Annotated in this window: 15 protein-coding genes; 7 read left to right on the plus strand and 8 right to left on the minus strand. The window is 67.4% G+C overall.

What is annotated here, in order from left to right:
• Window positions 1-62: 62 nt before the first annotated feature.
• The 5 genes from D581_RS0133565 to D581_RS0133590 all read right to left on the minus strand — a co-directional run bounded on the left by D581_RS0133565 (window position 63) and on the right by D581_RS0133590 (window position 4,592).
• On the minus strand, window positions 63-257 hold the full coding sequence (locus D581_RS0133565) for a hypothetical protein (RefSeq protein WP_018961500.1): 195 nt from the start codon (window positions 255-257) through the stop codon (window positions 63-65).
• Complete coding sequence (locus tag D581_RS0133570) at window positions 254-700, minus strand: recombinase family protein (protein WP_018961501.1); 447 nt, start codon at window positions 698-700, stop codon at window positions 254-256. Before D581_RS0133570 ends, D581_RS0133565 begins: the two co-directional genes overlap by 4 nt.
• A gap of 194 nt (window positions 701-894) precedes the next feature.
• The gene (locus D581_RS0133575; RefSeq protein ID WP_018961502.1) at window positions 895-2,097 is read right to left on the minus strand and encodes a helix-turn-helix domain-containing protein; all 1,203 of its coding nucleotides are present in this window, start codon (window positions 2,095-2,097) and stop codon (window positions 895-897) included.
• Window positions 2,098-2,186: 89 nt separating this feature from the next.
• Window positions 2,187-2,840, minus strand: coding sequence for an HAD family hydrolase (locus D581_RS0133580; RefSeq protein WP_018961503.1), 654 nt, complete (start codon window positions 2,838-2,840; stop codon window positions 2,187-2,189).
• 558 nt (window positions 2,841-3,398) lie between these two features.
• Window positions 3,399-4,592, minus strand: a complete 1,194-nt coding sequence (locus D581_RS0133590) for a DNA cytosine methyltransferase (protein WP_158688656.1) — start codon at window positions 4,590-4,592, stop codon at window positions 3,399-3,401.
• A gap of 237 nt (window positions 4,593-4,829) precedes the next feature.
• Between D581_RS0133590 and D581_RS0133595 the strand changes: the two genes are divergently transcribed.
• The 5 genes from D581_RS0133595 to D581_RS1000000141475 all read left to right on the plus strand — a co-directional run bounded on the left by D581_RS0133595 (window position 4,830) and on the right by D581_RS1000000141475 (window position 15,844).
• Complete coding sequence (locus D581_RS0133595) at window positions 4,830-6,899, plus strand: hypothetical protein (RefSeq protein WP_018961506.1); 2,070 nt, start codon at window positions 4,830-4,832, stop codon at window positions 6,897-6,899.
• Between the two features lie 3 nt (window positions 6,900-6,902).
• Window positions 6,903-7,880, plus strand: coding sequence for a hypothetical protein (locus tag D581_RS0133600; RefSeq protein WP_018961507.1), 978 nt, complete (start codon window positions 6,903-6,905; stop codon window positions 7,878-7,880).
• A 23-nt stretch (window positions 7,881-7,903) separates the two neighbouring features.
• Window positions 7,904-13,354, plus strand: a complete 5,451-nt coding sequence (locus tag D581_RS0133605) for a DEAD/DEAH box helicase (protein WP_158688657.1) — start codon at window positions 7,904-7,906, stop codon at window positions 13,352-13,354.
• Between the two features lie 94 nt (window positions 13,355-13,448).
• Complete coding sequence (locus tag D581_RS01000000138105) at window positions 13,449-14,996, plus strand: AAA family ATPase (protein WP_018961509.1); 1,548 nt, start codon at window positions 13,449-13,451, stop codon at window positions 14,994-14,996.
• A 92-nt stretch (window positions 14,997-15,088) separates the two neighbouring features.
• Window positions 15,089-15,844: an HNH endonuclease gene (locus D581_RS1000000141475; RefSeq protein WP_158688658.1), complete on the plus strand. Its 756-nt coding sequence runs from the start codon at window positions 15,089-15,091 to the stop codon at window positions 15,842-15,844.
• A gap of 415 nt (window positions 15,845-16,259) precedes the next feature.
• Here the strand turns inward: D581_RS1000000141475 and D581_RS0133615 are convergent, their stop codons facing one another.
• A complete protein-coding gene (locus D581_RS0133615; RefSeq protein WP_026291137.1) occupies window positions 16,260-17,009 on the minus strand; it encodes a TetR/AcrR family transcriptional regulator in 750 nt (249 codons plus the stop codon).
• A gap of 333 nt (window positions 17,010-17,342) precedes the next feature.
• Between D581_RS0133615 and D581_RS0133620 the strand changes: the two genes are divergently transcribed.
• Window positions 17,343-19,601, plus strand: a complete 2,259-nt coding sequence (locus D581_RS0133620) for an MMPL family transporter (protein WP_026291138.1) — start codon at window positions 17,343-17,345, stop codon at window positions 19,599-19,601.
• Here D581_RS0133620 and D581_RS0133625 read toward each other — a convergent pair.
• Window positions 19,579-20,472 carry an aminoglycoside phosphotransferase family protein gene (locus tag D581_RS0133625; protein WP_032753497.1) on the minus strand — a complete coding sequence of 298 codons (894 nt, stop codon included), beginning with the start codon at window positions 20,470-20,472 and terminating at the stop codon, window positions 19,579-19,581. The genes D581_RS0133620 and D581_RS0133625 overlap by 23 nt on opposite strands.
• 103 nt (window positions 20,473-20,575) lie before the next feature.
• Between D581_RS0133625 and D581_RS0133630 the strand changes: the two genes are divergently transcribed.
• Window positions 20,576-21,493 (plus strand): ATP-grasp domain-containing protein, encoded by a 918-nt coding sequence (locus D581_RS0133630; protein ID WP_018961513.1) that lies wholly within the window; start codon window positions 20,576-20,578, stop codon window positions 21,491-21,493.
• 103 nt (window positions 21,494-21,596) lie between these two features.
• Here the strand turns inward: D581_RS0133630 and D581_RS0133635 are convergent, their stop codons facing one another.
• Window positions 21,597-23,588: a membrane protein gene (locus D581_RS0133635; RefSeq protein ID WP_018961514.1), complete on the minus strand. Its 1,992-nt coding sequence runs from the start codon at window positions 23,586-23,588 to the stop codon at window positions 21,597-21,599.
• Between the last annotated feature and the right edge of the window lie 3 nt (window positions 23,589-23,591).

The following is a 23,591-nucleotide window of genomic DNA, read 5'->3' on the forward strand; positions in this document are numbered from 1 at the left end:
GACTTCGCCTTTCAGGCGTGGTGCACGGGCGTGACGGAAGGGTCGGCAGCCAGCGCGGTCGCTCACGGCGTATCCCTGGCTTCGGAGCGGGCGAGGATTTCGAGGCTGTCGGGGTCGTCGGTCTCCCAGTGGGGGCCACCGCCGGTCGGCGGCCGCAGCACCCACACGGTGCCGCCGGCACGGACGTCGGTGACGATCGCCCGTCGTCCGCCGCCGTCCCGGACGAGGTCACCGACCCATGCGCGCCGGGCGCTCACGAGCCGTCCTCCTCGTACGTGCCTGTCTGCGTGAACCAGCCGGAGGCCGCGTCCGCGACGTCACGGCGGCGACGGGCCTGGCCGGGTGTTCGACGGGCCGGGGTACCGCTCGACGCGTCCGCGAGGAACCCTCCCCGGTCGCGGAGGAGAACGCCGAGCGCCGCGAACTGGGCGGCGTCGGCGGCGACATGCGTCAGGCCGCTGACGACGACACCGCGGATCATTCCGGCGGACAGGGCGGCCGTGACGGCCTGCCAGCCCGGCCGCTCCATGAGCGGCAGCGACGGGGCGGGGTCGGACCAGACGCCGGCGACGTGCCAGTGCCGGGCCTCGGCGTAGTAGCGGCCACGCTCCTCGCTCTCACCGAGGGCGGTGGAGGTGGTGGCGCAGGAGTAGACGGCGACGGGTACGTGCCCGAGGCCGCCGGGCGGGTTGATCGGCATGCCCACAAGGCTGCTGGGCTGCGGAGTCGGGGCCCAGGCACGGCCCGTCGCAGTGGAGAGACTCCGTATCCGGTCGGACCGCCACGCCGCGTGGCAGCGGAAGCAGGGTCGCCCGAAGGTGTGCCACGCCCCGTAGCAGTCGCGCTGATGGCGCGTCCGTACCTACTACGGGCCGTGGTACTTCGGCTCGTAGGTCAACGCACTCCGAGGGGTACGCCCGCGGAGTTCGCCAGTCCTCGCAGTCGGTTGACGGACACCCCGGCGAGTCGACTGATGATGACGCCGGGAAGCATCTGGTGACGCACCCATCCCGGGGCCATCGCGCAGACGGCCTGGAGGGTGTCGGCTGCGGCCTCCCACCGACGGCATTCGACCTGGGTGAGCGCTACGTCCAGGCCGTAGCGGGCCCGAGTGGCCAGGGGCACCGTGTCGTCCAGGCGAACGGTGTCCATGAGCCGCAGTGCTCCAGCCGTATCGCCGAGGGCCACGGCGATACTCATGGCCTGCGTTGCGGCGTACATCGGTCCGTACGGCTGGGCGTGCGCGCCACGGGCATGCTCGTCCCCGATTCGGGCAGCGACGGCATGCGCCTGCGAGAGGTATTCACGGGCGTTGGCCGAGTTCGCACCGCCCCGGGACGCGGCGACGGCGGCGTTCGTGACAAGCTGCCCGTACACACTCAGCCGGTCCGGGTCGTGCTCGCTCATCTTGGGCTCGATCCGGTCGGCTTGTGCTACGGCAAGGAGGAAGCCCTGCTTGGTCCGGCCGTCGCGGAGGTTGACCCACGCGGTGGTGGCGGCAAGGTGCGCGTCACGGAGATCATCTCCGCCCTGCACGGCGATCTGGCGTCCGTACGTCAGCGCCGCATACGCCAGATCTCGTGATCCGAGCACGTTGGCGGCCATGCCCGCCGTCTGAAAGGTGTCGACCAAGACGCCGGCGGCGGCCTCCCGCTCATCGAGGCCGGCCGTGTCGAACCTGGCCCGCGCCTCGGGAAGGAGCCTCCCAAGGAGAGTGCCGAGCTCGGTGTACCGGCCTCCCCAGTACGCGGCGTCCGCACGACGGACGACTGCGCGGAGCTCTTCGACGGTGCCCGGCTCGACCTCGGCGGGGATGCCGATGGCCGCGTCATGAGTGGCTGCGGAGACCAGGCGCAACGCAGCCCGCTCGTCGCGGTCCATGGACCGCCGTGGCGCCTGCTGCCCGAGGAGCACGGCGATGTCCGTACCGAGCGCGTCGGCGATCGACAGCAAGGACGGCAGGGAAGCCGTCCCTCCGCGTTCGAGCTTGCGCACCACGCCGACGGACACGCCGGCCGCCTCCGCCAATTGCTCCTGTGTCATGCCACCGCGCAGCGCCTTCAAGCGCTCAGAGGTGGTGTACTCCGACCACTGCATGCTCCAGAACCTCCGCGTGATGGACCCCACACGGACAGTACTGGCTGGAGCGGTGGAGCCGACAGCCTTTGATCAGAGCGCAGTTGGGTTCACGCGGCGAGCACCGCCGTGACACCAAGGAGGGCCTCCAGCTCTGTCACGGCCTCATCCTCGTCCGTGACGTGGACCGTGGCGATGCCCAGATCGGCGGCCGGCGGAAGGTTCACCGCGTGATCGTCCACGAATACGCACCGCTCGGCAGGCAGTCCGATCCGCTCCAGGGCGAGTTCGTAGATCGCCGGATCGGGCTTCGCCATGCGGACCAGCTCGGAGACGACGTGCACGTCGAACAGGTCCCAGATGCCGACGTGTTCGTACGGGTTGAACGGGTCGAGGCCGAAGCTGTTGGACAGCAGCGCAAGCCGGTGGCCGGAGGCACGCGCGGCACGCGCGAGCGCGACCATCCGACGGGCCACAGGCACCCGGGCCCAGGCCCGCCCCATCAGGTTCACCGGATCCACGTGCGCACCCAACAGCGCGGCCGTGCCCTCGTTCCACTCGGCCTGCCCGATCTCCCCGATCTCCAGAGCCTCGTACAGACGCCGGCCCTCAGGGTGATCGTTGAGAGTGCTGCGCCATGCGCCCGGAGCCAGCCCTTCCGACACGCACCAGGCGCGGTGGATATCGATCGGGCTGGCGGTAAGCACCCCGGCGAAGTCGAGGATCAGGCCGCGCCTGTCGGCGACATCAGTCCTGTGCGGCATCCGGTGATCGTTCCTTCCCTGGTGGGCTCTCCCGACGACGCTACCGCGCATCAACCACGTGGCCGGGCAAAGCCTCCCTCACCGATTCGCGCGAGCACCTAGCATCCGAAGAAACATCTCGGCTGAGGAACACTCGATGGCAGCCAGGGGCCGTTCATCCGTGCACTCGACGATCAGCTGGGCGAAGCCAGGCTCCTGGACCAGGCCACCAGCTGCCTCACCCTGAGCGCCGACCTCCTCGACCACGCCGCGACACCAACGCCGTCGAACACCGGCTCTACGCCAAAGCCGCCTGCGGGTCTTACCTCGCCGGATGGCCTACGACAAGGGCCTTCGCTCCCTCGGCCGGCGCTTCTACGTCGGAACCCTCCGCAGCGCCCACAACGTCCAGGACAACGGCTTCGGCGCCTTCGTCCTCGCCAAGATGGACATCCACGTCTCCAACGCTGGCGACACCGCCGCTCGCGTGAGACTCATCGAGACCGCCCTCGCGCCCCTCCCCACCAGCAGCCCTGGTACCTCCACCTCGGGTTCACCCACCAACAGATTAGGGGCAGATCACCCCCTCGCCGCCACCCTTCTTGGAGAAGGTCCAACCCCCTCGCCTGGATGGGCCTCCTTGGCGCCCACCTGCGGTTGGTACGCCTCAGGTATTGGAACGGGCGCGACGGCGCGCGGGACCCTCAGTTGACGCACCGGCAACAAAGAAGGCGTTCCTTCCAAGAGGCGAGTCCTGGCTGAAGCTTCGCCCAGTTCAAGGTCTCCCACGATTGCCCGCCCCAACACCTCTGCAAGGAGCGGGGGGGTCGCGTTACCCACCATCCGTCGGCCGGCGCGGAACGGGTGGTCGATGCGCCATTCGTCGGGGAAGGTCTGCAAGCGCATCTGCTCCCGCACGGACAGGGGCCGATTGTCCCAGTGGAACGGCCCAGTGCTCGGTCCGGGAGACGCCGGCAAGGTCCAGGACGGCCGGTCCTTGGCTAGCTTCAGCAGAAACGACCAATACCGGGTTCGCCAGCCGAAAAGTTCCTCCCCGTCACCACGGGCCGTGAGATGCAGGTAGTTGCCGCCTTCGGGGATGGAAGGCAACAACGCCGCCCACTGACCTGTGGCGGACGGCTTCTCGTTCTCTTCGAGATCCCAGAGCACATCCCAGGCCCGCATCGGGTTGTCCGCGTGGGTGGCCTCCGGCAGGTGGACCTCCGCACCGTCCCGGTAGGCGATGCCGATGGCCCGGCGCCGGTGCTGTGGCACCCCGAAGTCGGCCGCGTCAACAACCTCGGCCACCAGCCGGTAGGAAGTGCCATGCCGGTCATTGATGCCCGCGAGTCCCTCGTCGATGACCTCGGAGGCATTGTCGTTGCCTCGCAGGAACCCTTCGACGTTCTCGATGAGCAATGCCTTCGGGAGAAAACTCTCAACCAGGTCGAGCATCCCGTGCACACATTTAGCCCGGTCGTCTTGCATGCCGCTACGGGCCGTCGAAGCCCACTGCGCGGCCTTGGAGAAAGGCTGACACGGCGGTCCCCCCGCGATGAGTTCGAGTTCGCCGGGCTTCATGCCCAGCGCCCGGGGTACGAGTTGCTGGGCAGCCGTATGGACGTCTCCATCGCCGGGCAGGGCCCATCCCGGCCGATTGGCCGCGAGTACAGACCTGGCGTCGGCGTCGAGTTCGACGCACGCGACGGTGTCCAGCCCTGCCCGCTCCAGACCTACGTCAAGGCCACCCGCTCCGGTGAAGAGGGAAAGCACCTTCCCCATAGGCCGAGTTCGGGCTGACGATCGTGCGGCGGTCAACGGAGGCACTCCCCGAAGTTGATCTGCTCAGAGTCTTGACACAGGGAGCTCACCGGAGAAAACCTCGATTGTCAAGGCAGTCCGGCAGCTGCACGGACGCCAGCGGCGGAGAATATCCGAATGGGTGTTCGAAAAGCGACCAATGTCCCACCGATGGGCTAACTTCTTCCTACGCAAATGAGGGGGTTGCCCATGGACTATGACGGTTGGAACAGAACGCTCGCGGAACACTTCTTCGCCACCCGCGAAGCGGCAACCCCTGTGTACCTGTCAGTGGATGATGCCCTGCTGGCCGACCTGCTGGCCAGTCGGACCAAGGTCGCCGTAGCTCCCCCGGCTGCCGCTGACGACTTCCGGGCCGCCATCAGGAGCGTAGTCTTCGGCCGCAACCCCTTCGACGGCGTCGCCTCCCGCGCTCGCCAGTGGCGACGGAAAGGGGCCGTTGGCACTCCTCCGTTCATCGCTCTGCTCGCGGCGACGGTGCTCGCCGCCTCCCGGATGAACCGCTCCGAGGACACCATGCTCGGCAGGTTCTCCTACTACGGCCCGCTCCGCGATCTGCTCGGCCTGTACGAAGGCTCAGGCATGCCGGACGGCTACGACGTGATCGTCCCAACTCTGTGGGATCACCTGAAGTGGTGGCTGATCGAGCATGAGCGGGGCCATCGCGGCCTGCCCTCCGCCATTCCCCATCCGACCCAGGTCAACATCGGCTGGTCCCTGTCCCAAGCTGTTCTGGTCGGATCCGACCGCGTACAGGTAGGGCTGTTCCTGTCAACGATCGGAGCGCAGCCGGGAGATTCCGTCCCCGAAGCGGAACTCCTCGCCCGGTTTCAGGAGTGGGTGCGGCTCAATCGCCCGAGCCCGCGAATCCAGCGCGCTCTGGCATCGCCGCAGCTGCGACCAATCTTGGCGAGCATCCTGCAGCAGGAACTCACCCACTATGACGGGCTCCCGAGAAACGCTGCCGGCCTGCCGTGTGTGCCTCTTTCTCTCACAACCGAAGCCGGTGGTTCCCCGTACGGCATCGCAGCCCGCGTTCCCTCCCACCTCCGTCTCGAATCGCTCAGGCTGAACGGCGACGTCATCAGGGTTCCCTCAGGCGCAGAATGGCTACCTCTCGCACCTCCGGACCAGAAGGTCACCCCGGGGGCGGCGCTTGAACTGGCCGCCGACGACGCCACCTTGATACTCCCCGCTCGCGACCTCTACGTTCTCCAGGCCAACGACCTGGTCGGGAAGTGGACGTCCGTCAATACAGCGGAAGTCGGCGTACCGCATCGGGTATTGGTGAAGAATGCCTACGCAGCACAGGCCGAGGCGGTGATGCAAGCCTGTGGATCAGACGCCGTGCGCCAGCCCCGCAGGGTTCAGGTGCCGCCCGGCTGGACATTGTTCAGCGGCTACACACCGACCCGATCCGCGACGGTCCCCGGCGTCGTCGGCCCGTTGGCCCCGCTGCACCAGCAGTTGGCTCGCCTGTCCGGCGGCCTCCGCATCGATGGCCGCAGACAGACCTTCCTCCTCGGGTACGCACCCGACCTGGTTCTGCCAGCGACTCCCGGTGACCATCCTCGCACTGTCACCATCAACGGGGTCCCTTTGCCGCCGGTTTACCCGGCCGCGACGGACACGATCACGATCCGGCTGGCGGATCTGGTGCACTCCGTCGGCGAGCACCAGATCGAGGTCGGGAACCGCAAGCTCGTCTTCACCCTGGTCGAGCGCTACCGGGAGAGCGTTGCCCTGCCACTGCTAGCGCTCCCTCCTAGCAGCGACAAGCTGGCCACCATCCCCAGCAGGATGCAGAACACGGTAAGTCCGTCGGCGCGTGCCCCTTGGCTGCCGCCCGGCCATTTATCCGGCTCGTTCTTCGGGAGCTACCATCGCGACCCGCTTCCTTCGATGAGTCTCCTGCGCATCGGCGGCTCAATCTACGCCCTCGGCGGGAATCGCCTCGCTGCCCAGCTCGTCCCCGAAGTGCCGGCCTGGATCGCAACCATGGACCACGTACCTCACGCGATCGACGTCGAACCGCTGCTCGATGCTCTGCCTTTCCAAGCTCTATGGGTGCTTCAGGTGACCAGTTCCCGGAACGCCAGGGTCCGGCGAGCCCCGGTCATCCAAGCTGGCACGCATGGCGCGCCTTCAGGGAGCTGGAATCTTCTCAGCCAAGCCGACTGGCGCAGGCTGACCTCGGGAGGCATCACCGCCCCGGTGGCCAGTGCACAAGACTGGGCCGACTACACGTCAGGGAAATGAATCGTGCATGACGAGCTGCTCCTGTGGTGCTCCGAACGCGGTGCCGGGAGCCTCGATGCCTTCCGCGACACGTACGCGTGGCTGGAGAAGGGCGAGCCGAAGAGTTCCGCGCCGGATTGGCGCATCGCGCTGTACAACCTGCAGGTTCTCGGTCACGCCGAAGTGGACTGGGAGGCCCGGACCTGGAGCGTGACACCACCGGTCCTCACCACCATGCCCAATTCCGGAGGACACGCCCTCCTGGTGGGGCAAAGGCCGCTCTGGCTCATGCAGCGGCTGGAACGGCTGCACGAGGACCCTGGCTCCGACATCGCCGCCCTCGCGCAGTCCATGATGCCGCTTCCGCCATTTCGGCAGGCTGGCGGCCCGTCGGTGCGGATGGTGACACTGGCGGATCCTGAGGACTGCCGCGCTCTCTGCCAGGCACTCGGCATCGCCTTCGAGGACCGTGCTGCGGATCAACTCGCCCGGCGTCTTCCCCGCTTCCAAGAAATGCTTGCCGAGCGTGGCGTACAGCGGGGGCCTGGCGGCATCGAGCCGCAGAAAATGTCCGAGGGAGGAAGTGACCTCTGGACAGATATCGAAGGCCACGGCGAGCCGCCTCTCCACGGCGCCTACCGATACCAGCGTTACAACACCCACCGCTATATCTACTGGATCGGCATGAGCGGCTTCATCGCCGACAAGCGCACGGTGGTGTACGCCGAACTCGCTCGCGCAAAACGCTGGGTGCTGCGCTACAACCCGCTGCGGCGGGAACTGTATGCCCCGAAACGCATGCAGCTACCACATCTCCACGCCCGCGCTGCCGTGCTGCGCAGCGGGCTGCTGCCGCAACTCACCGCGCTCAACCCTCAGACAGCGCCCGCCGAGCAGTCGAATCCTGAGCACAAGAGCTACGTCAAATACGTCAACATCGACGAGTCATTCGCCAGGCAAGTGGCCGAATCCCTATACCAGGAACTTCGACTCGTCCCTTGAATCCGAACCTCGTGAGGATCTCCATGTCTGGCATCTCTCCGACGGCTGTCCACGGCCAACTCGCCGACTACTTCCAGCGGTACTACGACACCGCCTACTCCCTGCGCGACTCATCGGTGGGCGAGGAACTCAGAGCACTGCTCCGCACTCCCGGGGTCCTCTTTCAAGAGCCGTACCTGGAGCTGTTGCCCCAGTACGTGCAGTCATCCCAGACCCTGGAAGAGCTGACGGCGGAGATAGGTCTGCCGGAGATTTCCGGACTTCTGGGAGCCGGTCTGCTCCGGGGAATCCCCAGGCTCTACACCCACCAAGCGGACGCGCTGAGGTCAAACCAACAGGGCCGAGACATCGTGGTGACGTCTGGAACCGGTTCCGGAAAGACCGAGGCCTTCCTCATCCCGGTGCTAGCCAGGCTGACCAATGAATCGCGTCGGTGGGCAGCAGCAGCAGAGCCCCAGGACGCCCAGCGGCCCTGGTGGTGCACGTCACGGAACTGGCAGGCCCAACGCAACAGCAGCGGTCGGCCCGCGGCCATGCGAGCCATGCTCCTCTATCCGATGAACGCGCTGGTGGAGGACCAGCTGATCAGGTTGCGACGCAGCTTGGACGCACCGGACGTACGCAGCTGGTTCGACAGGCACCGTAACGGCAACCGCTTCCACTTCGGACGCTACACCGGCCGCACCCCGGTCGCCGGCCCGCTGGAACTAGCCGCCAAGCCGAACTCATCCAAAATGAAGGAATTGCGCAGGACTCTGGCCTCGATGGAGGACCGAAGCCGCCAGCTGGAGCAGCGCATCGCGGACGGCCTCGTGAAGGACGAGGAAGCCCGCTACTTCCTCCCGCGTCCATTCGGGGCCGAGATGCGTTCTCGCTGGGACATGCAGGTCGCTCCGCCGGACATCCTCATCACCAACTACAGCATGCTCAACATCATGCTCATGCGCCGAGATGAGGATCCCATCTTCGATCAGACCCGCGCCTGGCTGAACAGTTCGAAGGACCACGTCTTCAGCCTGGTCGTGGACGAACTCCACATGTACAGGGGGACTCAGGGCACCGAGGTTTCCTACCTCCTGCGCAAGCTCATCGACCGGCTCGGGCTGTCCACCGACTCCGACCAGCTGTCCGTGATCGCTACCTCCGCCTCCATGGATCCGGAGAACCCGGTGGACCGGAAGTTTCTGAGCGACTTCTTCGGACGGTCAGCCGACCGCTTCTCCGTGCTGGCAGGTGAACGCGTCCGGACCAAGGGCAGGACCGATCTCATGCCCTGGGCGGACACCGGTGGCCAAGGAACAGTGGCCCTGCCGCCACTTCCTGACCGGCACGCGGCACTCCAGGCCGCGTTCAGAGCGAGCGACGAGGACGACTCCCCCCGAGCGAAGCCGCTGACCGACGTGTCCGCCAGGCTCTTCCCTGGCCTCGCACCCGATAAGGCGCTGTACGCCACCGACGCACTCATCTCGCGCCTCGATGGGGAGGCGGATGTCGGCTCGCGATTCCGGCTCCACCTGTTCTTCCGGAACGTCACCGGCATGTGGGCGTGCGCGGATCGCAACTGCTCGGAGGTCCAACCGCGCGCCGCGGAGCCACCGGCGGACCGGCTGGTCGGAAAGCTCTACAGTCGGCCCAGGTATGCCTGTGAATGCGGTGCTCGTGTCCTGGAGTTGCTGTACTGCGATACGTGCGGAGAGGTCTTCCTCGGCGGATTCAATTCTCCGATCATCGGCCACGATCCCACCAGGCGCTACCTGGTCTCCACCGCAACCGATCTCGAATCCCTCCCGGACAAAGCGCGCTTCGATCGCACCGCCGACGTGTACAGCGTCTTCCTTCCCACTGCGGGAGAACGCTCCGATCTCGACGTATCGCCTCACAAACACAAGGGTGGCCGACCCGGAGCGAGGAATCGGCCGGAATACACGTTCACCTTTGTTCCGGCTGTGCTGGATCCCACGAGCGGCAAGGTCGGCAGCTGCCCGGACGAGGAGAACAACGGATACCTGCTGGTGGCACAAAGCCAACCCCAGGGCCACCTCGGGAAGGTCCGTGCCTTTCCCACGGTCTGTCCCTGCTGCGGGGAAGACAAGGAGATCTTCAAGAACGTCCGCCAGTTCGAGGACCCATCGCGGTCCAGGTCCCCCATCCGCACCATGGGTACAGGTTTTGAGAAGTCCAACCAGGTCCTGACCGATGCCCTCAAGAGGCAGCTGCAGACGAAGATCGTCGTCTTCTCGGATAGTCGGCAGGACGCAGCCCGCATCTCGGCGGGCCTGGAGCGATCGCACTATCAGGACCTGGTCAGACAGCTCGTGATCGCTACCCTCGACCGTCCGATGGATCTCGTGGCCCTGGCAGCAGAGTTCTTCAAGGGGAACCAGGCAGGCCAGGCCGCGCTAACCCAGCTCGCTGCGACTGGTTCACCCGATCTGGTTCCAGCGGTGGTCGCCTTGGCCCATAACAGCCTCACTCCCCAGCACGAACGCGTGCTGGCGGACTACCGGGCCCAGCAGAGGGGCCCGACGCTTGTCGAACTCGGCAACGGAGTCAGCGCGCAAGCGGTCGCATACGGCGTGCATCCCGGTGGACCCTCGTTTTCGCTGAGCAAAAGCACCGAGTCACGGAGCTGGACCGATCTCTATGACTGGACCAGTGGCGTCCCGGTCCAGCGGCCCGATGCTTCCCTCACCAACGATCTGCGCGTCCTGAACTCCGAAATCCACCGGACAGTGCAGGCGCAGGTCCAGCAGGCGGTCTTCGCGGGAGGCGGCCGCGATCTGGAGTCGCTCGGCATCGGCCATGCAGTTCAGGACCTCACCTTCAAGAGCCGGTTGCTGGATGACGAGGTCTTCCGCCAGGTATGCCTGTCCGCGCTGAGGCTGCTGGGAGTGCGCCGCCAGTTCCAGGAACAGAGGCCTGAGCCGCCGGCAAATCTGCACACGGCAGCGAGGAAATACATCAGCGCCGTCGCACAGCATCACGATGTGTTCCCAGACGCGCTGGTCCAAGAAGTGAAGAATGCACTGGGTCTGAGCGACGCGGAGCCCCGGATCGAAGGGCAGAAAATCAGGATCGTCCTGGCCGGCGGGACAGAATGGCGCTGTGAACGCTGTACCAGAAGGCACCTGCACGGCTCCGCAGGCGTCTGTGCCTTCTGCCGCAGCTCACATCTCGTCGCCGAACCCCTCGACCCGGGTTCCGTCACTCTGGACGACTACTACACCTTCCTGGCCCGCGAAGCCGGGGTCCCCTTCAGACTCCACTGCGAAGAGCTGACAGGCCAGACCGACAACGATGACGCGCAGGCCCGGCAAGCCCTCTTCCAGTCGGTCTTTCTGAGCGGTCAGGACATCGAGTTGGTTGATGAGGTCGACCTACTCAGCGTCACCACCACGATGGAGGCCGGCGTCGACATCGGCGCGCTCCGCGCGGTGGTAATGGCGAACATGCCACCACAGCGCTTCAACTACCAGCAGCGTGTGGGCCGGGCCGGCCGCCGACTCGACCACCTGTCCATCGCCCTGACCCTCTGCCGTGGCACCAGGACCCATGACGACCACTACTTCCAGCACCCCGATCGCATCACTGGCGACCCCTCGCCGAGCCCATACGTGGATCTCGATCGCCTGGAGATCCTGCGCCGCTGCTACGCCGCAAGTCTGCTGACTCTCGCCTTCCGGTCGGTCGAGGGAACGTCCGACTGGGATCCGGGACGCAATGTCCACGGGCCCTTCGGGACCGTCAGTGGATGGCCTCAGGTCCGGGATAACGTCCGTACCTGGCTGGCCGGGAACGACATCGCCAAAAGACACGCCGGCCAGGTCCTCCTACAAGGGGCGTCTCCTGGCGCGCCTTCGGTGGATGCTCTGGTGTCTTGGGCCACTTCCAGCCTCTACTCGGAGATCGAGGAGGTGGCAACGAACGCGCCGGACGCGGGTCCGCTCAGCCAGTCGCTCGCGGAGCACGGGGTGCTCCCCATGTTTGGGTTCCCCACTCGGGTCCGCAACCTGCACCATCAAAGGCCGCACGGGCCGGAACTCACCGACGTCATCGACCGGGACATCGACATCGCCATCTCGGAATGGGCACCTGGCGGTGAAGTGGTCAAGGACAAGGCGTTGCACACAGCAGTCGGCCTCGTGACGTACGAGCCCGCGGGCGGGCAGTGGCTGCCAGGCAAGGCTCCGGACAGTGACCGTCTCATGGTGGGCATCTGTGCCAAGTGCCTCTCCGTCGATCTCCGCGAATCCGAGCATTCGTGTCCGGTGTGTGGGGCCACCGCAGGAGAAGCCGGTGACTACCGGATGCTCCCGTCGTGTCAGCCGCTCGGATTCCGCACCAGCTACAAGGCTCAGGATTACGACGGCACCTTCGAGTTCACACCACGCGCGTTCTCCGCGCGCCTCACCCTCGACACCACATCAGCGCTCGTCCCACGCTGGACTAAGGCCGCTGAATTCAGGAGTGGCGAGGGGCGCATCGTGGTGGTCAACGCGGGAACTGGTGAGGGATACCAGTTCGGCAAGGTCAAGGGACACGACGGTCTGCTAGAAACGAAACTCCTGGCTGATGCCGACCGGGCGAGAGATCTGGGCCTGCCCACTCGGCCTTCGGTCAGCAACGAGGAGAAGCTGGCACTGGCCTCGGCGAAACTGACCGACGTCCTCTTGGTCGGCCTCCGCGAGCAACCCGCCGATCTGGCTCTTGACCCGAGACGCATGGCCGCAAGGGCCGCTTGGCTCTCACTCGGTACGGTTTTCAAACTCGCTGCCGTCAGGCTACTGGACATCGACGGAAGAGAACTCTCGGCGGGCCTGTACCCCGTCCGAGGGGAAGAGGAAGGCAGTGTCCAGGCACAAGTCTTCCTCTCGGACACGCTGGAGAACGGTGCCGGGTATTCGACCTGGCTGGGGAAGCGCCCTGCCGAATTCCTGCTCTCCGCGCGTGAGGTCGCGGCCGATCTCACCCGCCACCGCTCCGGCGGCTTGATGGCCGCACCGTGCGACTCGTCCTGCTACGACTGCCTGCGGGACTACAGCAACAGCGCCTACCACCCGCTGCTCGATTGGCGCCTTGCCACACAGATGGTCGAACTCCTCGATGGAGGGAACCTGGACTTCGCCGCTGAGGAGGTCTATGCGTTCCAGCGAGCCGAGCAGTTCGCCAGAAGCTTCTCGCACTGGAAGGCCGATTCCTCCCATGGCTTGCCAGTCCTGAAAGACACTCAGCACGAGGATCTCGCTGTCCTCATCACCCATCCTCTCGAGTCCTGGACCGGTCCCGCCCGCTCCAAGCGGGTGACCGGAGCGCTGGCCTCGCTGGAGGCAGAGGGCTACGAGGTGTTCGAGTCCTTCGGAAACCCGGTCCTGGGCAGCGAACCGCCGCAGCGCGCAGTCGTCGCGGTCGATACGTTCGAGCTGCTTCGGCGGCCCGGCTGGATCGAGTCGAGACTGCAGAGCCTCTTCGACTGACTAGCCGAGCAGTGGGCAGGGCCATCTTCTCTGCCCCTGCCCACTGCCAGCGGGTCCACGGCCGGGCACAGAAACATACGACTGGAATACGCTGATGCATTTTCTTGTAGTGCCTCGCAGCGAGGGCTTCACCGTGCCGTCCAACCTTCCGGCACTCGTACTTCGGCGCGAGCTCTGGGATGACTTTGGATTCGAGACTATGTTCGATGCATATCTCTACCCCTCTCAGGCGGAGGCATCCATCGACCTGGGATCCGTCAAGATCATCAAGAGAGGGCAACGCGGCGGCGCCACGGAGATGCCCGGCAGTTTCGCCCAGCTCGATGAAAATTACTGCTCACTCGGGCAGGCATTTTCCTACTACGAAACACTGCACGGACTTCCCGGTGAATTGCGCGACAGTATCCTGTTCGGGCTCCGCGACATCGCCATCGACCCCTCACTCAGGGAATCGTTCGCCAACGAGCCGGCGATGGCCGCCTCACTCCTGCGCTACGGGAACGCCGAACTCGCACTGAGAGACGCCACAGCCCTGCTTGGAGGCGCAACAGCCCCGCGAGACAGCGCGCTCGCGTTCACGTTCAGAACGAGTGTCGGAGGGGAAGCCTTCTCCATTCACTTTGGTTTCGCGGACCGCCACCCCCTGCCCGGCCGCATCAACGTCGTCGTGGGTTATAACGGATGCGGAAAAACGCAGCTCCTCGCCAACCTAGCCAACACTGCGCATGCAGACCTCACCGACCGAGCCGACGAGAGCTTCGTTCGGCGGTATGGGGAATTCCCCGAAGGGGCCGATGCGCCGCGATTCTCCTCGGTCATAGCCATCTCTTACAGCGCTTTCGACACGTTCGACCTGCCGGGGAAGAACCGGCAGGAAGAGGACCGGCTGGAAGCCAGCGGCGAGGTTTCCGGATACACTTACTGCGGCCTTCGGAGATACGATCGCAGTGGCGGTTCGGACGTGCGCCGAACCGGATCACTCAAGGGCGCCGAGGAGATCCAGGGTGACATCATGTCTGCCCTCGCCAGGGCCAGTACCCCCGAGCGTAAACAGAGACTCGTGGCCGCCCTCTCTCCACTGAGCCGAGAGCCCTCATTCAAACGGGTCGAGCTCTCCGACACCTTCGCTCTCGACAGCGATTCGTGGCAGGGTTCCTTTTCGGGCCTCAGTACCGGGCACAAACTCGTACTCAACATTGTCGTGCAGCTTGCGGCCCACCTGGAGCCCGGATCACTGGTTCTCATCGACGAGCCCGAATCCCACCTGCACCCCCCGCTCTTGGCCGCCCTAATCAAGAGCATCAACATATCTTTGGAACAGTTCGACTCCTACGCCGTGATGGCGACGCACTCCCCGGTCCTTCTCCAGGAAGTCCCCAGACGTTACGTCAGAGTTCTGCAGCGATTCGGAGATCTCACACTCGTTGCCACCCCGGAGATCGAAACCTTCGCTGAAAATGTAGGACTGCTCACACGCCACGTATTCAACTTGGACAGCAGCGCGACCGACTATCACTCAACTCTCCGGTCCATGCAGGAGATTTTCCCCCTGGATGAGATCATGGAACTGTTCGATGGCGAGATGAGTGCGCAGTCCATTTCTTACCTGACGAGCATCCGTCGCGATCGGCCTGGGAGATGATTCGACTTCCCCGCCCGGACAGGGACCACCTGGCCGATCTTGACCTCGCTGTGAGTCGGAGGCGTCCGTCCTCTCGAAGGGTCCTCATGGGCGTGCGCACGGGAATCATCGACGCTTACGGCGACTACGAGGACGTGCTGCGGGATATTCGCCGATTCACGTCGCTTGCCAACGGTTCCGATGCACTCACCAAGGTGCTTCTGGGAAATTACGCGCTTCTGGACAGGGGTCGCCCCCTAGAGGAACTCAGGAACTCAATCTTCCGGACAGCACTGTCCCACAACTATCGGTGCCCGCTGTGCGAAAGAGCCCAGGTCTGCGCCCTCGATCACTTCCTTCCAAAAAAACACTTCCCAGAATATTCAATCCTAGCCAACAACCTTATCCCTGTTTGCGAAAGGTGCAATCGCCTAAAGGGTGATGAGTGCGACAGGTCAGACGGTCTGCTCATGTTTCACGCGTACTTCGACGAATTCCCGAACAAAGAAATAGTAGTCGCGGAAATAAGCGTCGATAGCACCGTCTCGATCAGATACTCCTTGCGTCGCTCCGATGAAATTGACGATTTCACCTTTCAGAGAGTCGAGAAGCAATTCGAGACGCTTGGCCTTTTCGATTTCTACCAGATGGAGGCCGTGGCCGAGCTAACGGATCAGGTTGATCTATACGATGAAACATACGATTCTTTTGGTGATTCGGGGTTGCGATCGACTCTTGACGCTTTGACTCGAGGAGCCGAGAGGAAGGGCATAAACCACTGGAAGGCGGCACTTTATCGTGCCCTATCTAGAAATGCAGAATTCTGCAGTGGTGGCTATCGAAAGCTGCTCCCGACGCCGATGGGCTGACGACATTATTGGACAGCCAGCCGCATCGTAGAACGAGGCCCCCAGATTCCTACCTACACGCTTCGCGGCCCCGACCGGGATCCGGTGCCCATTCGGCCAGGTCGGCATCTGCTCACGTGCGTGAGCGCTGCGTGAGCGGACGGCGCAAGACGAGTCGCCACAGGGTGGACCTCTACTCGTCCTGCAAGACGCTGATCAGGCAGAACGGCACCGCGCGGCACGGTCTGGAACCGTCCGGCACGGATTCGATCCCACTCCTAAAGCGGGTGTCGCAGGTTCGAATCCTGCCGGGGGCACAAGCGAAAAGGCCACCTGGGAACGTTCCTGGGTGGCCTTTGACGCCCGTCTGCGGCGGTTGACTCCGGCCCGCCCCTTCCACCGGCCGCCACCCTGAGTGGCTCTCGTCTTGGCACTCTCATCCGGGGCCGTTCGCGTCTGCCGCCGGGATGCGGCGGTGGATGTCCGTCAGCAGGTCGCGCATCGCCAGGTGGAAGATCTCGGCCTGGTGGTCGCCCAGGAACGAGGTGTGCCCGAACACCTCCAGGACGACGAGGCCGTGCATGTGGCCCCATCCGCTGAGGAGGAGCGCGGTCGCCTGTGGTGGCAGGGCCGCCAGGCCGTCCGGTGACAGCTGTTCCAGATGGGCGCGGAACGGGGGCGACAGCGTGAGCGTGTCCGCGGCGGCCAGTTGCTCCGGGGTGAAGTCGCCGAACAGGACGCGCTGAAAGACCGCGCTCATCTGCTGCATCGCCCGGGTGGTCGGGCCGCCGACGGGTGCCGCATAGCTCCGCAGGGGTGTCCCGTACAGGAGTTGGAACCGCTCGGGGTGGGAGACGGCCCACTGGCGGTAGCTCTCGGCCGCGATCACGAAGCCTGGTACGGACGGGTCGGGCGGGGTGGCGTCGGCGGCGGTCTGCACGGCGGTGGCCAGGTCCTCGTACGCCTTGGCTATGAGCACCGTGACCAGGGCGTTCCGGTCGGGGAAGTAGTGGTAGAGCGCCTGCACGCTCATGCCGAGGCTCCGGGCCACCGCGCGCAGGGACAGGGCGGCGGAGCCGTGTTCGGTGATGTGGAGCTCGGCGGCTTGCACGATCTCCTGGGTGGCGACGGCCCGGCGTCGCTGTCGCAGGGAGGGCGGAGCCGACGGGTGTTCGTCTGCGGGCATGCGGCCGAGCCTACGGCGGACCCGGCCGTACCGGGAGGCCTCGGCGACCGCCTGCCCGGGAAGCCTGCCGACCGGCCGGGAAACCTGCCGACCGGCCGGGAACTCTACCGACCGGCCGGGAATCCTGCCGGGCCGCCCGAAAAGACTGACAGTGTCAGGTAAATCTCGCACTGCTCAACAACTCGTCTCCTCACTAACGTCGTTCACGGCGACGAAGCGTGCGACACCGCGCCCCTCCCTGGTGGAAAGGGCTCTGCGGGGCACTGCGCCGGCTCCCCTGTGCACCGGGCAGACACACGTCGTCCTCACCGTTGGAGGCAAAGGAGATGTGGCGTGTTTGAACGCTTGGCCGAACTGGCGATTCGCCGTTCCCGATCGGTACTCGTCGTGGCCGCCGTGGCCTTGGTGCTCATGGGCGCGGTCGGCGCGGGCGCGTTCGGCAAGTTGCTCGGCGGGGGCTTCGACGACCCGTCGTCCCCGTCCTCCCGGGCCGCGGTGGTCATCGACGAGAAGTTCGGGGGAGAGACCAACCTGGTGCTGCTGGTCAGCGCCGACGACGGCTCCGTCGACTCCCCCGGCGTACGGCAAAGCGGGCAGCGCCTGGTCGCCGGCCTCAAGGAGGAGGAGGGGCTGGCCAATGTCGTCTCGTACTGGGACACCGGCAGCCCGGACCTCCGTTCCGAGGACGGCCGCGAAGCCATGGTGCTCGCCCATGTGACGGGCGACGAGACACGGCAGCAGGAGAACGCCCAGCGGGTCATCGACGTCCACACCGGCGCACAGGACGGCGGCCTCACGGTCCGGGCCGGAGGCGGTGCGGCCGTGGGCGGCGATCTGTCGACTCAGGTGGTCGACGATCTGATCCTGGCCGAGGCCATCGCCATACCCCTCACCCTCGTCCTGCTCCTGTTCGTCTTCGGCAGCGTGGTCGCGGCCCTGCTGCCGCTGGTCATCGCCGTCATCGCCATCCTCGGCTCGTTCGCCCAGCTCTCCCTCCTCGGCAGCGTCACCGATGTCGCCAACACCGCGACCAACCTCACCACCGCCCTGGGCCTCGGACTCGGCATCGACTACGCCCTGTTGATGGTCAGCCGCTTCCGGGAGCAGCTGGCGGCCGGCGCGAGCGTGGACGACGCCGTCCGGTCCACGGTGAGCACCGCCGGCCGCACCGTCGCGTTCTCCGCCGCGACCGTGGCGGCGGCCCTCGGGTCACTGCTGGTGTTCCCCCAGTACTTCCTCCGCTCGTTCGGCTTCGCGGGAGTCGGTGTCGTCGCCGTCGCCGCCGTAGCCACGCTGTTCGTGATGCCGGCCCTGTTCGTCGTCCTGGGGCACCGCGTCAACAGCGGCCGGCTGCCGTGGGGGAAGCGGGGGCGCGTCGATGAGCGGACACCTCTGTGGGGGCGGCTGGCCCGCACCGTCATGCGACGGCCCGCGCTCACCGCCCTGCCCGTGCTCGCCGTGCTGCTGCTGGCGGCGAGCCCGCTGCTCGGCATCGTCTTCGGCACCCCGGACGAGCGCGTGCTGCCCGAGGGCGCCGAGAGCCGCCAGGTCGCCACGGCGCTGCGGGAGAACTTCGACGGCAGCGAGGAATCGGCCCTCCATGTCGTCATCGACCAGCCGGTGGCCGAGGCCCCGTTGGCGTCGTACGCGGCCGGACTGTCCGGGCTCGACGGCGTCGTACGCGTCGAGACCGGTTCGGGAAGCTACGCCGGCGGAGAGTCCACCGCCACCGGCCCCGGGAACCCCGCTCTCGGCCGGCCCGACGCGCAGCGGATCACCGTGGTGAGCGCTCTGGAACCGAAGTCGGACGCGGCGCAGAGCCTGGTGAAGGAGGTGCGTGCGACCGATCCGCCCGCCGGGGCGAGTCCGCTGGTGGGCGGTACAGACGCCCAACTGGCCGACTCCAGGACCTCCATCGGCGACCGGCTGCCCATCGCCGTGGCCCTGATCGTCGTCACCACCTTCGTCCTGCTCTTCCTCTTCACCGGCAGCGTCGTGCAGCCCCTGCGGGCGCTGGTCCTCAATGTCGTCAGTCTCGCGGCGACCCTCGGCGTGATGACCTGGATCTTCCAGGACGGCGCCCTCTCCTCCCTGCTCGGCTTCACGGCCCAGCCGATGGAGATGTCGATGACCGTCCTGATGTTCTGCATCGCCTTCGGTCTCTCCATGGACTACGAGGTGTTCGTCACCAGCCGGATCAAGGAACTCCACGATCTCGGCGAGGACAACGAGTCCGCCGTGACCCACGGCCTCGGCCGCACCGGGCGCATCGTCAGCGCGGCGGCGCTCCTGCTCGCGGTGAGCTTCTTCGCCTTCGGCACGGCCGAGATCAGCTTCATGCAGATGTTCGGCCTGGGCAGCGGGCTGGCCATCCTCATCGACGCCATAGCCGTACGCGGTGTGCTCGTCCCCGCCGCGATGCGGCTGCTCGGCCGGTCGGCCTGGTACGCGCCGGGCCCCCTGCGCAGGTTCCACGACCGGTTCGGGCTCAGTGAGAGCGCGCCCGGGGCGGTTCCGGCACCAGCGCCCGCGCCCGCACCCGCCGTGAACGCGCCGCGCGTCCCGCGTGTCAAGGACTCGACGGGGGCCTGACCCGCGCCCGGGAGTGGTCGGTGAGGATCTCGGCGATCACGTGCGCCGCGATCCTCGCCATCACCGGGTTCGTGTCCCGGTAGTGCGCGAGCTCCGTCAGGGCGATGGACAGCGCCCAGCCCCGCCCCCGCGCCCAGGTGGCGTCGTCGGCCGCGACCGCCGTACGGAACGTCTCCCTGGCCCCGGCCGTCAGCAGGTACCAGGCCGCGATCAGGTCGACGGCGGGATCGGCGAGACCGGTGCAGCCGAAGTCGATGACCGCGGTGAGGCGGCCCTCCGCGACCAGGACGTTGCCCGGCTGGAGGTCCCCGTGCACCCAGACGGGCCGGTCCGTGAAGGGCTCCGCGGCCAGCGCCTCGTCCCAGGCGGCGGTGGCGCTCGCCCGGTCCAGGACCCCGCCCAGGACCGCGAGCGCCTCAGCCGTCTCCGTATCGCGGGAGGCCAGAGGTTCGCCGCGGTAGGCGGGCGGGGCGTCCGCCGGGTCGATCCGGCGCAGCGCCAGCACGAACTCCGCGAGATCGGCCGCGAGCAGTTCGGAGGCCGAAGAGCCGTCGCCGGGCCCCGGGTTCGTCCCGTCCAGCCAGGTGCAGACCGACCAGGGCCGGGGAAAGGTGTCGTCCGGAACCCCCTGGGCCAGCGGGAGGGGCACGGGGAACGGCAGCCGCGATGCCAGCAGGGGCAGCCACCGGTGCTCCGTCGCCACATCGGCCGCACTGCCCTCGGTACGGGGCAGCCGTACGGCCTTGTCGGCGCCCAGGCGGTAGATCGCGTTCGCGGTCCCGCGCGCGCCGGCCGCCTCCACGCGCAGGTCCGCCCAGTGCGGGAACTGGGCGGCGATCAGGCCGCGTACGAGCGACGGTTCGATGATCATGCGCCGATCGAACCAGGTGGCCCCGGCGCACACAACGGGCCCCCCTCCGTACCGGAGAAAAGCCGGTGCGGCGCGGCCTCCCCGTACGAGAGGATCTGCGGCCATGACCCGCCCGCCGCGCACCCTCGTCCTCCCGCCCCGGCTCACCGCCTCCGCCCGGACGCTGCGTGCCGCCGCGCTGCGGCGCGGGCTGCGCATCGTGGAGGCGACGGCCTCCGCCGTACCGGAGGGACTGGGCGGCCCCGGGTGGGCGGGGTGGCCGGAGAGGCCGGAGAGGCCCGAGAGTGCGGGGCCGACCGCGTCCACCGCCGACCCCGCCCGCACTCGGGGCCCCGCCCGCACTGGGGCCCCGGCCGGCCCTGAGGGCCCCGTCGGCACTGAGGGCGAAGGAGGGCACGCCGTGCATCTGCACGCCGGGCCCTCCTTCGCCGACGTCGTGGCCCCCGCGCTCGGGATCGCCCTCCTGGAGGCCCCCGCCGACTGGCTCGCGCGGCTCCCCCGGGCGCTCACCCAGCGGGAGATCCGCGCGATGCCGGTCGACGAGGCGTACCGGCTGCGACGCCCCGCCTTCGTCAAGTCGCCCAACGACAAGAGCATTCCGGCGCTCGTGTACGCGGACGGGTCCCGGCTGCCCGGGCCGGATGCCGTGGACCCGGCGACCGTCGTGCTGGTGAGCGACGTGATGACGTTCGCCGTCGAGTACCGGCTCCACCTGCTCGACGGGGCCGTCCACGCGGCCGGGCAGTACGCCGAGTCCGGCCGGCTCCGGCTCGGGCCGGCGGACGGCGACGTGCTCGCCTTCGGGCGGGAGGTTCTCGCGGCCGCCGGGGAGACCCTGCCGTCCGCGATCGTCGTCGACGTCGGCCGGGACGACGAGGGCCGGTGGGCCGTGATCGAAGCCAATGCCGCCTGGGCGAGCGGGTGTTACTCGGCCGACCCGGACCGGGCCCTCGACACGGTCCTCCGCGCCGCCGGACCCGCGACGGGCCTGTCGCCGCGCGACCGCGGCTTCGTGCGGTAGCCGGGCAGCCCCGCCCAGGCAGCGCGCCTCGGCGTCCACCGCCGCGGTGTCGGCTGGTCATGGCAGAACACCGGGCGGGACACCGAACGGAGCACCAGGGGCGTCAGCTCAGTTCCTCGGGGCAGGGCGTGCCCGGCTGGAACTGGTACGGGGCCGCCAGCCGGTACACGCCCGGTCGCGGTGCGAGGAGTTCGGTCCACTCGTCGCCGTACGGGCCCTCCTCGACCCTGTTCAGGCAGCCGTTGGTGTTGAGATAGGTCTTCGGCGCGGTCTCGTCCGCCTCCGACCGCGCCTTCGACTCCTCGGTCTCCAGCGGGCGCTCCACGCTCTTGCCCTCCTCGTCGACGAGGGCGAGCCAGCGCGTGTACGGGATGCGGATCAGCACCCGGCCCGCCGACTTCACGGTGATCGTCAGCTCGTCCGCGCCCGCCCGCTCCACCGTCGCGGGCGGGTCGGCGAGCGGCACCGGGTCCAGGACCCGGAAGAGCTTCCAGTTGGCGTCGCCCCAGATCTGGCGCAGGTACGGCTGCCCCTGCTCGACCAGCGCCGCCTCCTGGATCGCCCCGTTGTCCGGCCGGTCCTTGGGCAGGACCACGTAGTGCACGGCCCAGCGGTCCAGCCACTCCCGGTAGTTCACCGGGTCGAGCGTGTCGTCGTAGAAGAGCGGGTTGCGCTTCATGTCCGCCTGGCGGTTCCAGCCGCGCGCCAGGTTGACGTACGGGGCGAGCGCCGATGACTCGCGGTGACTGCTCGCGGGCACCACCTCGACCCGGCCGCGTTCCGCCTCCACCTGCTGGAGCTGGTTGATCAGCGGGGCCAGTTCCCGGTTCCAGGACGCGGCGGGCGCGGTCCGGACGATGTCGTCGACGCCCTTGAACCCGATCCAGAAGTTGAGGCCCACGAAGGCCAGGACCAGGGCGTACCAGCGGCGGCTGCGCGGCACCGCGTACGGCAGGGCGGCGAGCAGCGCCACCCCGGCGAACAGCATCGCCATGCGCGTGATGTTCGACCCGATCTGCGAGTCGATGACGTACGTGAGCAGCGTGCCGATCCCGTAGACGGCGGCGGCGGTGCGGACGGTGCTCCAGTCGCGCGGTACGAGGACGTACACGAGGACCGCGAAGATGAACGGCAGTGACAGCGTCCCGAGCGACATCGGCTGCGTACCGGAGAACGGGAACAGCCAGGAGGACAGCCCCACCACGGCCACCGGGGCGAGCCCGATCGCGTACGCGCCGGGGCGTCGTTTGTGGAGGAACAGCGCCGCCGCGACGACACCCAGGAAGAGTCCGGCGACGGGGCTGGACGCGGTGGCGAGCGCGGCGAGCGGGGCGGCGACGCCGGCCTTGGCCCACCGCTTGTAGCGCCAGCGGTAGGGCCAGCAGAACACCGCGGCCACCGCGCCGACGGCGAACATCATGCCGAGCCCGAAGGTCACCCGGCCCGACAGCGCGTTGCACAGGAACGCGAAGACCCCGGCGAGCGAGCAGGCCAGCGGATTGCGGACGGCCGGGACCCGCACGAGGATCAGCGCGGTCAGCGTGGAGGAGACCGTGCCGACGATCATCATCGTCGTACGGACGCCGAGCAGCGACATCAGGTAGGGCGAGACCACGCTGTACGAGACGGGGTGCATGCCCCCGTACCAGGCCAGGTTGTACGCCGTACCGGGGTGCCGGCCCACGAACTCGGCCCAGGCGTCCTGCGCGGCGATGTCGCCGCCCGTGTTGGCGAAGAAGAAGAACCAGAGGAGGTGGGCGACGGCGGCGGCGGCCGTCGCGATGGTGACGGGGTGCCGCAGCAGGCGACGGGCCCTGGCTGACGACGGCTCAGAGGCTGCGGGGCCCTCTGTGAGGCCCTCTGCCTGGCCCGCTGGCCCGGGAGCCCCGGCGGCCGTGGAGGAATCACCGGCGGCCGTGGAGGGGTCGGAAGAACCAGAGGTACCAGAGGACTCAAGGGGAGTCGGAGTCTCCTGAGACTCCGACGCCGGAGACTCCGGGACGCGGGGGGACGGCACGCGAACGTGCAGGGCGTCGCCCCCGGCCCCCGTGGTCTCGTCCGTCTCGCGGCCGGGCTTCGGCTCCGCGGTGGTCATTAC

This window comes from Streptomyces sp. CNB091 (genome assembly GCF_000377965.1).